General features: G+C 33.2%; 10 protein-coding genes. 5 read left to right on the forward strand and 5 right to left on the reverse strand.

The window, feature by feature from the left end; translation table 11 throughout:
* Positions 1 to 395 precede the first annotated feature (395 nt).
* The 5 genes from KN811_RS21265 to KN811_RS21285 form a co-directional block, all read right to left on the reverse strand.
* On the reverse strand, positions 396 to 590 hold the full coding sequence (locus tag KN811_RS21265) for a hypothetical protein (RefSeq protein ID WP_187966934.1): 195 nt from the start codon (positions 588 to 590) through the stop codon (positions 396 to 398).
* Positions 591 to 704: 114 nt separating this feature from the next.
* Positions 705 to 2921, reverse strand: a complete 2217-nt coding sequence (locus tag KN811_RS21270; RefSeq protein ID WP_187966935.1) for a hypothetical protein — start codon at positions 2919 to 2921, stop codon at positions 705 to 707.
* 829 nt (positions 2922 to 3750) lie between these two features.
* A complete protein-coding gene (locus KN811_RS21275) occupies positions 3751 to 3900 on the reverse strand; it encodes a hypothetical protein (protein WP_216335031.1) in 150 nt (49 codons plus the stop codon).
* Positions 3901 to 3911: 11 nt separating this feature from the next.
* A complete protein-coding gene (locus KN811_RS21280; protein WP_187966936.1) occupies positions 3912 to 5105 on the reverse strand; it encodes a DUF4221 family protein in 1194 nt (397 codons plus the stop codon).
* A gap of 84 nt (positions 5106 to 5189) precedes the next feature.
* The gene (locus tag KN811_RS21285) at positions 5190 to 5417 is read right to left on the reverse strand and encodes a hypothetical protein (protein ID WP_187966937.1); all 228 of its coding nucleotides are present in this window, start codon (positions 5415 to 5417) and stop codon (positions 5190 to 5192) included.
* 1125 nt (positions 5418 to 6542) lie between these two features.
* On the opposite strand from KN811_RS21285, the gene KN811_RS21290 reads away from it, so the two are divergent.
* From KN811_RS21290 to KN811_RS21310, 5 genes are all read left to right on the forward strand, one after another.
* The gene (locus tag KN811_RS21290; protein ID WP_187966938.1) at positions 6543 to 8519 is read left to right on the forward strand and encodes a discoidin domain-containing protein; all 1977 of its coding nucleotides are present in this window, start codon (positions 6543 to 6545) and stop codon (positions 8517 to 8519) included.
* Between the two features lie 553 nt (positions 8520 to 9072).
* Positions 9073 to 9609, forward strand: coding sequence for a hypothetical protein (locus KN811_RS21295; protein WP_187966939.1), 537 nt, complete (start codon positions 9073 to 9075; stop codon positions 9607 to 9609).
* A gap of 173 nt (positions 9610 to 9782) precedes the next feature.
* Positions 9783 to 10313 carry a hypothetical protein gene (locus KN811_RS21300; protein WP_187966940.1) on the forward strand — a complete coding sequence of 177 codons (531 nt, stop codon included), beginning with the start codon at positions 9783 to 9785 and terminating at the stop codon, positions 10311 to 10313.
* Between the two features lie 86 nt (positions 10314 to 10399).
* Positions 10400 to 10852: a hypothetical protein gene (locus KN811_RS21305; protein WP_187966941.1), complete on the forward strand. Its 453-nt coding sequence runs from the start codon at positions 10400 to 10402 to the stop codon at positions 10850 to 10852.
* A 31-nt stretch (positions 10853 to 10883) separates the two neighbouring features.
* The gene (locus KN811_RS21310; RefSeq protein ID WP_187966942.1) at positions 10884 to 12062 is read left to right on the forward strand and encodes an efflux RND transporter periplasmic adaptor subunit; all 1179 of its coding nucleotides are present in this window, start codon (positions 10884 to 10886) and stop codon (positions 12060 to 12062) included.
* The last annotated feature ends 1 nt before the right edge of the window (position 12063 follow it).

Genomic DNA, 12063 nt, shown 5'->3' on the forward strand with positions numbered 1-12063 from the left:
TCAACGGCTGATTTGCCGTTGTCAAACTCTTTTAAAATCCTGGCGATTTGCTGGGGTGAAAATTTACTCTTTTTCATTTTTTGAACTGAGGTTTAAAATTAATCATTTTTATAATTTTAAACAGTTCGGTTTTTAGGGAAGCTTACATTTTTAGGGAAGCCTACAAGACGACGCTCCCTAACCCGAGCTTTGTTGAAGTTATTGCATAAACTGTTAGCTTTTGTAAAACAACTGCAAAGGCCATATGGCTTTATGATGCCTGAACGATTTTATGATCGGCTAAGAACCATCCAAAAGGTGTATGCCAACAGTATACTTACTTTAACTTTAACAGTTAAACTCCTTAGATGTTTTTGCGGAATGAAAGGACAGAAAATAAGTTATAGTTTCTTTTTTTATTTTTCCGATTTCCGTTCTTGTTGGTCTATATGGTTAATAACGCGGGTATAGGCCGCCTCCATGTCATTTTCCAGAAGGGCTAGGTTAAGGTCATGATCTGCCAGTATGTGACCTTTTAGAATAGCCCAATTTTCTGGGATTTTTAACCAATTGTGAAATTGTGCCAACTCCTGTGTCTTACAATTTTCCATAAGTAGGTTTGCTTAAAGGTTTTACTATTTAAATCTATAATTGGTATCAAAACATGACATGTAAATTCTTTTAACCAGATAACTTCTGTAGATTTGGGAAAAGGTTACAGCTATTTAGTTCTTTCTCACGAAAAATTTAAAGTTTTGATGTCCTAATTGTCCTTCACTTCCCATCCCCTCAATGATTCCGATAAACTGTGTGTTGATGTCTGAGGTGTAAAAATGAATGGTAGCCTCCCCGTTTTCATCTGTTCTGATAGATGGAGCCCAAAGCAGGGTGTTGCGATAGTCGGGAAAGGGGTCTTCTAATGTTTTTTTGTCATAAATGGGGCTATAGAACACTTTTTTACCGTAGTAACCTTGCACCTTTGTCAAATTATGCTTTTTTAAAATTTCCTCTTCTGTAAATTCCGGATAGTGGTATTTGATTGCTCTCTTTCCCTTGATCGTATAGCCTGACCGATCTGTATTCCATTGGAATCCGATGTAGGATTCGTATGCTTCCCCTTCGACAGGTCTACGATTCCTTGAATCATTTTCGTGCACCGGACAATTTAAAATATTACTTATACAAACATAATCCGTATTGATGTCCAATTTGGCCAAGCTATCCAATTGCCCAAGATATTTATCTCTAAACACACTCTTTTTTTTAGCACTTACCCTAACCTCTTCCAAAGATATGATCCTCTGTTCCCGCTTGGCTATCATTAGAGAATCGAATGGTTGTGGTTTGTCTTTATTATCAAATACGGGATATGGCTTATTTTTCCCCGTCAGGGCGGTTTTTATCTTATCGAAAGTATTTATTAGATAGACTGCATATTTATCATCGTCCTTTGGAAAATGTTTTAGGTATAGTCTTCGACCTAATTTAAATGAGGATTCATCCAATTTAAATGTTCCATCATCATCCAATACCAGCATCTGCCTTGTATTGTTAGTAGGGTTAAACAGCATCATGGTGTGTTGGGGGGAATTATTCTTTTTGATTTTTATGGCTTGAAGCGTACCCGTTTCAACGGGGGGGATTATATTTTTTGTCGTGGCACGTTTTTGTAAAGATTCTTCATTCCACGTATATTTTCGCCATCCTTGGGTAAGCATCAACAGGTCCAGCGCTTTATTGCTGTTTTTATGAGAAGTATCAAAATAATACTCAGGGTTATAGATTTGGCCTTTTAATTGGGTTGATAGAAAATAATGTGTAAGGATGTTTTTCCGTTTGGAATATTGATATATATGATCGGATACACTAACAGATAACTGTGCTCGTACAGGATTGTTTTTGCTATCACTGGTTTTTATTTTGAGCTTTACTTTTTTTCTGGTTCCATAAAATTCTTCCAGCCCAGTAATCGAGAGGTTCAGTTTTTTTCCCATATTGATATAAACCAATCTTTCTGCCAAGGGTTTTAGATCACTATCGAATAAAGTTACCTCTGCCACGCCCTGGGGAATTTTCTGTAAGGGGATTTTGATACGCAAGCTGTCCTTTAACATACCACGTGCGATGAATTGGACGATCCCTCGGGTTTGTATCCTTAAATAAACCTTTTGTTCTGGATATATTGGTGTTTGGACGACTTTAAAGACAAGTTTTTCTTTGGTTTGTGATTCAAGGTGGAGTAGAGTCCCTTGCTTTTTTGGGACCGGCAAGGTATAAATTGTGTCGGTTTGTTTGTCTAATTGAATGGTATATCTCTTACTTCCATTAGGCACAAAATCAAATTTACCCATCCCATCGTGAAAGCTTTGAATGGGTAAAATCACTTTACCGTTTTCATAGAGTGCCCCTTTTATTTTAACAGGCTTTCCATCGGAAGAAACAGCTTTAAAAGCGACTGTATTATTCAACTCAGAAATCAAATGACCTCCTTCGGGGAACACATTAAACTGAATGTGCTTGTTAACTTGATTATTATTTTTATGTGAGGTCTTTATATTGATGTCTGCGATATTGGGAACAATATTGATTTTACGCCTGTCATAAAAAGGCATATCATTGTTGTAAACAGAATGTCCGGAATAGGAGGAAAGCCAATATTCTCCTTCCGGCCATGTGTCCTTAATATAAATGTGCCCGTTGGTAGTGCCGTTCTTAATTTGATATTTTTCTCTAAAAACAACGCTGTCATTAGATGCTTTGGACAAGGTTACATAGAGGGTTTTATCCAAGGGACTGAACAGGTGTGATTTACTATCAAGTACCCATGCCTTAAACCAAAAATCCTCATCATATACATAAATATCCTTGTTTGTTTGTAGATAAACAGAATTGGTCTCATTTTTAGCAGACGGCCTATTTACCGAAATGGCTAATTGGTCCATTGTGAAATCCGTTTGTTGCCCACGAGTATTCGTATAGACTAAAATAAACAAAATCAGTATGGCTACGGATCGACAGAACATTTTAATAACTCGGTTTGCAAATGAAACTCTGAGCAAGGAATGAATATCGATACGGAGTCAGTTTCGATTTAGAGGTCTTGTTATTTATGTAAAATACTATTGTCATCATCGGTCATTTTAATTTCTTCCCCATTGTTTAACCCCTTCGATTGCTATGGTTTCAAAATAAAAAGGAATATAACAAAATCATAATTTTTTTCTGGCCTCTTCTAAGTCTTCGATTGAATAGCACAGCTATAACTATGGTATCATTACAGTAGAAAAATAGTTCTTGTTTTTGGTGCGGACTTGATAAAGGTGTGTTGAACAACAGACATAATAAGACGAATTCTTACCAAAGTGCGATAACATGTGAAATGGGGTTGAAATGCTGTTAAAAATTATGTGTTTTCTTGAACAAAAGAACGGATGTTCTTTTTTATAATTGATTGTTTTCCAAACGACTTTTGATTTGTTCAAATGCTAGAGGATTATCCGGTGATGAAAACTCTATACTTTTTATTTTTTTGTTCTCTAGTCCAATTATACAAGAATAAATACTGTTGTCTGTTGGCACTACAAATTTGTCTTTTGTATCATAGTATACATTGGAATAATCCTTTAACCGTTTGTTTATCTTTTGTTGCAAGATCTTTAAAGATTCTATTTTGGTAAGGACAAAGAGTATTTCCTGATTATCCAGAAACTCTCCCATAAAAAACTCAGCCTCTTGGATACAGCCGGTACATCCCCAGACCAGGTAAAATGACTAACCAGTCAACAGGGAGGCATAATCAATATCAGTCAGAGCTTTAGTTAGTATTTCCTGTTCTATTTTGTTTTCTTTTTCTTGAAATGAAATTGTCAAGAAGAAAATTGTTGAAAAAAGAAAGGCCGTTCTTTTTGAAATTACTTTCATTTTAAAAGGCTTTAAGGAATTTGTTTTGGTTCAAATATCTTAAAAACCATATATACTTCATTGATATCACCCTCATCCAAATACTCAATATTTAACCCTTCTTTGGTAACAAAACAATTATCCCAATTCCATTCGTGACTATCACCAATTACGGTTTCTCCTAAATATTCAAAATTCTCATCCATAATAATAATTGCAATTGGCTTGTCTTTTAGTCCGTTATGTATCGTTGGGTTTGGTATGGCTTTACGAAGGAACCGGTAATAGACCTTTCTATATTTATCATATAGTAATGCCGAATATAAATCTTGTTCATTTATATGGTGTATTAATTCCTGCCTGGAAATGTTCTCGGGATTTTTTTTCGATGGCTTGATGGTGCCTGCAAAATTACTTCCACCATAAACTTCAGTATAGGTGTCATTGTCTAAACTTTTAATAAAAAGGTTATGCGATACGGGAAAGCTGTAAATCATTCTGTTTCTTTCTAAATCTATTTCCGGATACACTTTGGTGTAAAAAGGATCACTCCACGTAAAATTCGAACCATATAATTTAGAGGGATATGGACTATGATGTTCAATTTCACCTGTTTTGTATTCAATTTGGGCTATAAAATTGACTTTGTTACTTAAAGAATCTGGAATTATCCTCATATAAAATCCCGGAAGCATTAATGTGTTTTTTGTTTCAATGAAAGGAGTTGATGTTTCGGGAAAATATTGACAATTACTAATTAATAATTCAGGAGAACTCCTAAAATCTTTTTCTCCCATCAATGGCGTTTTTTTGATTACTTCAGATTTGTCATTGACCAATAATAATTCCATAGTTTGGTAGTCTGCAATATATATGGAGTCCATGTTTTTAATGTGATACCCCGTTGGATATGGGACTGCATTAGGACCCTGTTTTTCAAACTTTATTAGGTCTTCAAACACGGAACTACTATAATCATAAATATAAATTGAGTTATCAAAGCTGTTTAGAAACGTAAGTTTCCTTTTGCCTGTAGAGTCAATAAATATCTCCAAATATCTAGGTTTAGGTGCTGTATTTGAATCCAATGGAAACTTTTTAATATTGGTTTCCATCAGTTCCATAGTAGCTTTTAAACTCCCTTTTTTTAGGTTTTTTATTTCTGGCTGGTCAGTAGAGCAAGAAAAAAATGCTGAAAATATTACTATTAAATATATTGTTTTCACCTTTATCGATTATGGTTTTTAGCTTAGCAAGGCCAATTATAATTGGCCTTGCTAAGCTAAAGTTAATGGATGCATTACTATATGCTATAAATGGCATTCTCTTGCCGAGGTGTCATATAAACAATTGTTAGAAGCAGTACATTTAGCATTCGCCGAACTAGAATTTGATTCTGGACAGGCGGCTTCAGCAGGATTCAGACTTATCAATGAATTTAAGTTTAAATCACTGGAAACTTTAGCAGTGGTATTTGTGCTTAAGAACATACCAAGTGCTAAGGCAATAATTCCAAAAACTCCTATTATCTTTTTCATTTTGTTGGTTTTTTAATAATTAATAAAATCATATTTGTTATTTTTCTTGCAAAGGTCTTTAGGGAAACACTACCTTTGCCAAATGTCATGCTCATTTTATTTCTAATAAAACTTGGCATAGTTAAAAACTTCCCCTGGGGCGTTTCTGTATTACATAGGCATAGATTTTGTTGGTTTAACATTTATTTTACTTGATGTTATTTCATTAAATACCAGGGGATTTTGTACTCCTCAATGACAAAATACTCTATGAGAAATCTAGATCCAGGATTTAAAAATATTACCTCCAATTTATATCTTACGTTACCTTTTATAAAATATTAATATGTTGTAAAAACAACTATTTAAATTTTTAATTACCTGGTTATTAATTTACATTGGAATTTACAGGCAAAGGCTGGTATTTCAATTTCGAAGGAACCAGAATTTTACAGGACTTACGATAATTGAATTAAGCAAAAAAGATTGAACAATTTATGCTTAATTGTTGAGCGAAAACTTACAAATCTATTTACACATATTTCACCTTAGACAAGGCTACGATTCAACCTTGAGAGGGTAGACGCTTACTTTAACACCTGAAAATCCCTACTAATATAATTAAATTTTCTTCAAATTCAGAAAATTTTTACTACGTTTATAACTGAAACTTTTAGTAGTTGGCAATTTCAATCGGTGTAGTTTATTGTTTTGAACTTTGCTTTGGTCAATGAAAATGAAGATTTTCTTTCCCGGGATAGAATCCTTAAAATGTAGAACTTGTTTTTTTAATGTTGACTTTTAGGCCTTGAAATAAATTTAAAAGTATGGCAAAGGAGCATTCTGAAATTTGAGGGAAATATCTATTTTGGAAAGGGGATAAAGTGTTATTTACCCAGTATAATCTCTCATTTTAAGAAATATCTTTCGGTTAGATTGTGTATTTACTATATATTGGAGATAATTTTAGTTCATTTAATAGAATGTTTTGATGTCTGAATGCAAGTTTTGCTCTTCCTTTGTGAGTATGTAACAGGTTTAAAGGGAAGGGTCAGTCTTTTCTATTTCTTGTGTTCTCATTCCTATATATGAATTATGTGATTGTTTTATATCGAATTTTTGCAATTTTTTAATATTAAGTATAAAATGAAACAAACCTACTTATTATTTCTCCTCTTTCTAATAGTATTGAGTTCTTGCAAAAACAATAGTCAAAGGGAATTGGAGTGGGCATTGGGCTTAGCAGGAGAAAACAGAGATGAATTGGAGAAAGTATTAGAGCACTATTCGAAGGCAGAAGAAGATAGTTCAAAATATAAAGCTGCATGCTTTTTAATTACAAAAATAATGCCTTATGAGACTTATATGGATACTCCAAATTATCGTAAAATGAAGGTGTTAGGTGAGCAAATAAAAGACTTGATTAGAGATTATGGACAAACCATTGATAAGGACAGTTTAACGAGAAGAAATCAACTGGTAACCGAAATGATTAAGGAATATGAAAATAAAAATGGTAAAATAATAGATGCTAATGCACTTATGAGGAAGGACGTTGAAACCCTATCCTCTACATTTCTTATTGAAAATATTGAATATGCTTTTAAAGCATGGGATTTGCCTTGGGCCAGGACGTATAATTTTCAGGAATTTTGCGAATATATATTGCCTTACAGAAGTGGAAAGCAGAGGCCCGAGCCTTGGCGTAAATTTTTTTTTGAAGAATTGACTTCTTTTAGAGAAGGTTTAAAGGGAGAGACTGATCCCGTTGAGGTCTGTAACAAACTAAACACTTTTTTGACAAAAAGAAAATTTATGTGGTCACAAGCCTTAGATCATGCACCTCAATTCTTAAGTGGGCCTTTTATGTATGAATGCAAGGTTCATGGAAATTGTGAAAGTATGTCTAATCTTGTTGTGGAAGCGATGCGATCTATTGGAATATCGGTTACTGAAATAATTTATAATAAATATGGGCATGTGAGTCAAAGTCATCAAACAAATGCTGTTCTTGCATCAGACAGAAACTGGAAATTGTTCGATCCCTTAACAGAATCCCCTGCAGGTGAAAGTGCTCCTGGAGCTAGTGCGACTAAGATATATAGAAGAAGACTCATTAAAAGAGAGGATTTAAATAATGCTGCTCTTCAAAAATTACGACTTTTTGGATGGGATGACATTACAAGTGAAGTAACTAAGGCCTATGATATTCCTGTCCGTTTGACAAGCCCCATATCAAGCTCTAAAGAAATAGTGTATTTGTGTATTTTTAACCGGAACCATAGAAATGCTTGGGAGCCTATTGATTGGACGTTAGTCAAAAACGATTCAGTAACCTTTAAAGATATAGGAGGGAAGGGTGTAGTATACTTAGCCATGATTGAAGATTCTAATGGAGGATTAATTTCTGTGTCTAACCCTTTTATATTGCATGAGGATGGTCGTCAGACATATATTGTCCCTCAAAAAGAGAGAGATACCATGAGATTACTAAGAAAATATCATCCAAAAAATGATTTTTTGGGACAAACAATTGGAGGGGTGTTTCAGGCATCAAATGACAAAGAGTTTAGGGACAAGGTTGACTTATACCAAATTCAAGATACACTTAGATTGATAAACCATGAAATATCAATTAAAATGCCTACCAAGTATCAGTATATACGTTATTTATTCCCTAAAGAGAGTCCAGGAAATATAGCCAAAATAGAAATCAAAGGAGGTGGTGGAGAAAGACTAAGCGGGAAAATAATGACAGATAAAAAAAATGTAGAAACCCCATCTATGAAAAATGCTTTCGACGGTGATCCTTTGAGTTTTGTCTATACGGGATATCAGGAGGATGGACAATGGTTAGGGTTAGATTTAGGAGAGCAGAAAGAGATAAAGTCAATTGTATTTTGCCCCAGGACAGATAAAAATGATATATGGCCTGGATGTATTTATGAATTACTTTATTGGGATGGTCAATGGATCTCTCTTGGGAGAAAACAGGCGTTTGATGATTATCATATAACTTATAATGAGGTTCCCGAAGGAGCGCTTTTTTGGCTAAGAAACCATACTGAGGGTAGAGAAGAAAGGATTTTTACCTATGAAAATCAAAAACAGGTATGGTGGTGAATAAATAGGGATAAAGGAAGAAAATAGATAAATTAAAATATAGGAATCGCTTAAAGGAGGGAATATCGAAATAGACTTTGAAGATGCTATTTGTATAAGATGGATTGAATTTTATATACTTGACTTGAGTTTTTGATTATAGTTCTTCATCTGGGTTTTTAGAATTCCATACTAATCAATAAAGCTACGGCTGTAATATTGGAGTAGTATTGCGCTTTGAAAAATAATTGTATTTTTTATATTAAAATTTTTGGTTTTAGCTTTTTTAAACTTGATTTTTATAAATCCTATATGGATCTAAATCAGCTACTTGTGAAAATTCTGTTTTACCGAAAGGATGGAAGAATCTTTACTTATGAGAATGATATTCAGATCTGGTGGTAATAGGTGTTTTATAGGTAAATGTATTCTATGACAAATGTAAATTTAACATATTAACTAATGTTCCTAGTAAAAATATTTTTAAATTGGTGCATGTTTAAAATATATATTATGAATAAATAGATTACAACAATTCCCTCCCCTGAATACTTATGAAAACCCTACATGAACTATGGCAAGATGCAAAACTTTTATCGACGCTATATTATTAGGTGCCATTTGTCTGCTTTTGACCGTATTGGCTTCTATAAATATCCCATATTTAATAAATTCGACACAAACAGGAAAGTCTGTTTTTTTCTTGTATAGTGTCATTTTCATACTAACCCTATCCCTTGGAAAATTCTTGTTTTCCCCCTTGGCAATACGCATCAGGCTTATAGATGTGTGTTTGTTGATCTTGTTCTTCTATATATGGATTAATAGATATTGGGTTCAGTCTGTTTCTGTCTTTTCTTTAAAATATTATGAATTAATAGGATTATCTTTTTTATATATAGCTTTAAGGAATATCTCTTTCAAGGCAATCCCTTACTTTTTACTATCCGTATCCTTATTTGGTATACTACAAGCAGTCATTGGCTTTGCGCAATTATTGGAGAATATTCCTTCCAATCGTGCCGGTTTTAAAATGACAGGGAGTTTTTTTAATCCGGGACCTTTTGGCGGTTTTTTGGCCATAGTGCCTTATACAATGGAAATAATATAGAAAATGATCATGGGAAAGAAGTGTATGTTATTAATTTTCAGGGTGAAGTTGTGAGAAAATATGTTTTAGATCAGGAACTTGTAAAGTTTGATATATACAAAGACAAGTTTATATATGGGTTGAATATGAAAACGGAGCCTAAAATATTTAAATTCGAAATTATATGATTCATAATGAGAAAATTAGTTTTTATACTATTTTTAGTATTATTTGCTTGTGAACAAGAAAATAATACATCTGATGAACTCAACCAAAAATGGAGGGGGAAAAAGGTTTCTTTTACAGATGATCTTGAACCATTTGTGACTCAAGCTAACAGAAAATCTGATTCCGGAGTGAAAAATCGTACTGTAGTCGCCTATTATGACGGAAACTGTTCCTCTTGCTATAAGGAGTTATTGAAATGGATTCATGTAAAAGAAGATTTTATTGAAAAAGGATATCATGTAGATTTCAAGTTTATTTTATCCGGATATAATAAGGCTCTTGTTAAAGGATACTTGAAACAAGTTAAATTTCCCTTAGAAGATGTATTCTATGCTTCTAAAAATAGTTTTATAGAAAAGTATTCTTTTTTGACAGAGATAAACTATGAATACTCTTCCATGTTGCTAGATAGAAATAATAAAATATTATTAATAGGAAACCCTACAACATCAGAGAGGATATTGAAAATTTTCACTGAATTGGTCAGACAGGATTGATTTCATTAAAAAATGTGTGTAATTATATATGAAATAAATCGGAACTCAGACATGAAGGTGAATTTCAATATGTAAAAAAACTAAATATGAAAAATAGTGGTAAATTCAAAAAACTATTATTGCTGTTTATAACTTTAGCATCTTGTAAATCAAATTTTGTTGAAGTAAAGAATCCTGAAAAAATTAATTTAAAACAACAGTGTCCATTAATTAGTCTCAAAAAAACGGTAAATTACACTAATGAAGTAGATGCATTGAGCAATGAGTATAAAAATGAAGTCATTGAAATTGAATCCACGGAAGTAGACTCTTTAAAATATGATGTTATACTAGACCTTAAAGAATCTAGCCAGTATTTATGGTTACTTAAAAGTGATTTAGAAAGAAATACGGACTCCATTCTTATTCATTGTATAGACTCCACTAAAGGAGTAGAATCTGAATTTGATATTGATAATTGCCAAATAGAAATTATGGAAACCGAGTTTTATACCACTGGAGAGCCAAAAGTGTCAAAGTCCAAAACTATACAATTTTAAGAGATTGGGAAATAGTCAAATCCACAATGATATGGCAGGGTTAGGAATAAAAAGGTTTTTTATAAATAAAGGAAGTTCCTTTTGGAAAATTAGGTTTTCAATAATCTTCATTTGGTTATTTTCTTTTTGGGGTGTGATGACAAGTTGCTCCGATAAAAAGAATAAGGAAGAAGTCTCTGTTGATAAAAAGCAATATCTTCAGGAAAAGAATGATGTAGGGATAGTAATCCTGGAAAGACAATCTTTCGACAAGGAATTATTATCTAATGGAAAACTGACAGCTAATCAAAAAAATGTGCTTAAATTCAAAGTTGATGGGAATCTAAAAAAACTTCTCGTTAAAAATGGAGATGTGATAAGAAAAGGCCAACCTTTAGCCTATCTGGACGATTTCGAATACCAACAAGAACTGAACAGTTCAGAAATTTCTTTTAAAAAGGCCCGGTTGGAATTTGAAGATATGTTGGTAGGACGTGGGTATGATTTGCAGAACAAGGAGAATATTCCTGAAAATATTTATGAAATGGCTTCTATTCGCTCTGGTTACAGCGAAGCAGAAAATCAATTAGAAAATGCCAAATTCGATGTCAACTCTACGGTTTTACGTGCTCCCTTTAGTGGTAAAGTTGCTGATATAAAATTCAAGGAATTTGAACAAGTTAATGCGGGTGAAGAATTTATGAGTTTAATTGATGATTCTGTGTTTGATGTAGAATTCAATTTGATCGAATCCGAAGTGAATCAGATTAAAAAGGGGGAAGATGTCGAAATACAACCTTTTAATACTGGTAAAGGATACTTTGGGAAAATTATAAGTATCAACCCGATCGTTAAAGAAAATGGAATGGTAGATATAAAAGCCCGTGTACAAAACGATGGACCACTTATGGAAGGAATGAATGTAAAGGTGATCATTCAGAAAAATGTTCCTAATCAATTTGTTGTCCCTAAAGATGCTGTGCTTATTCGGGACAATCAGGAAATCCTGTTTAAATATCAAAAAGGAAAGGCTTACTGGACTTACATACAAACCATTTATGAAAATAGTACCTCTTATGCTATTATCGCCGATCCCAATAAAAATAGTGCTCATTTACGGGAAGGGGATTCGATTATTGTATCAGGAAACTTAAACCTAGCACATGATAGTGAAGTTACAGTTAAATCAACTTTTGAACCTTCTCTTGCTAAAGAAACCCAGACGAAATAAT

This window comes from Sinomicrobium weinanense, from assembly GCF_018863395.1.
Taxonomy (GTDB): domain Bacteria; phylum Bacteroidota; class Bacteroidia; order Flavobacteriales; family Flavobacteriaceae; genus Sinomicrobium; species Sinomicrobium weinanense.

What these genes read in the sequence shown, in the direction of transcription:
- KN811_RS21265 (WP_187966934.1), bottom strand. Translation starts at nt 590, where the DNA reads ATGGAAAATTGTAAGACACAGGAGTTGGCACAATTTCACAATTGGTTA.
- KN811_RS21270 (WP_187966935.1), bottom strand. Translation starts at nt 2,921, where the DNA reads ATGGACCAATTAGCCATTTCGGTAAATAGGCCGTCTGCTAAAAATGAG.
- KN811_RS21275 (WP_216335031.1), bottom strand. Translation starts at nt 3,900, where the DNA reads ATGAAAGTAATTTCAAAAAGAACGGCCTTTCTTTTTTCAACAATTTTC.
- KN811_RS21285 (WP_187966937.1), bottom strand. Translation starts at nt 5,417, where the DNA reads ATGAAAAAGATAATAGGAGTTTTTGGAATTATTGCCTTAGCACTTGGT.
- KN811_RS21290 (WP_187966938.1), top strand. Translation starts at nt 6,543, where the DNA reads ATGAAACAAACCTACTTATTATTTCTCCTCTTTCTAATAGTATTGAGT.
- KN811_RS21295 (WP_187966939.1), top strand. Translation starts at nt 9,073, where the DNA reads ATGGCAAGATGCAAAACTTTTATCGACGCTATATTATTAGGTGCCATT.
- KN811_RS21300 (WP_187966940.1), top strand. Translation starts at nt 9,783, where the DNA reads ATGAGAAAATTAGTTTTTATACTATTTTTAGTATTATTTGCTTGTGAA.
- KN811_RS21305 (WP_187966941.1), top strand. Translation starts at nt 10,400, where the DNA reads ATGAAAAATAGTGGTAAATTCAAAAAACTATTATTGCTGTTTATAACT.
- KN811_RS21310 (WP_187966942.1), top strand. Translation starts at nt 10,884, where the DNA reads ATGGCAGGGTTAGGAATAAAAAGGTTTTTTATAAATAAAGGAAGTTCC.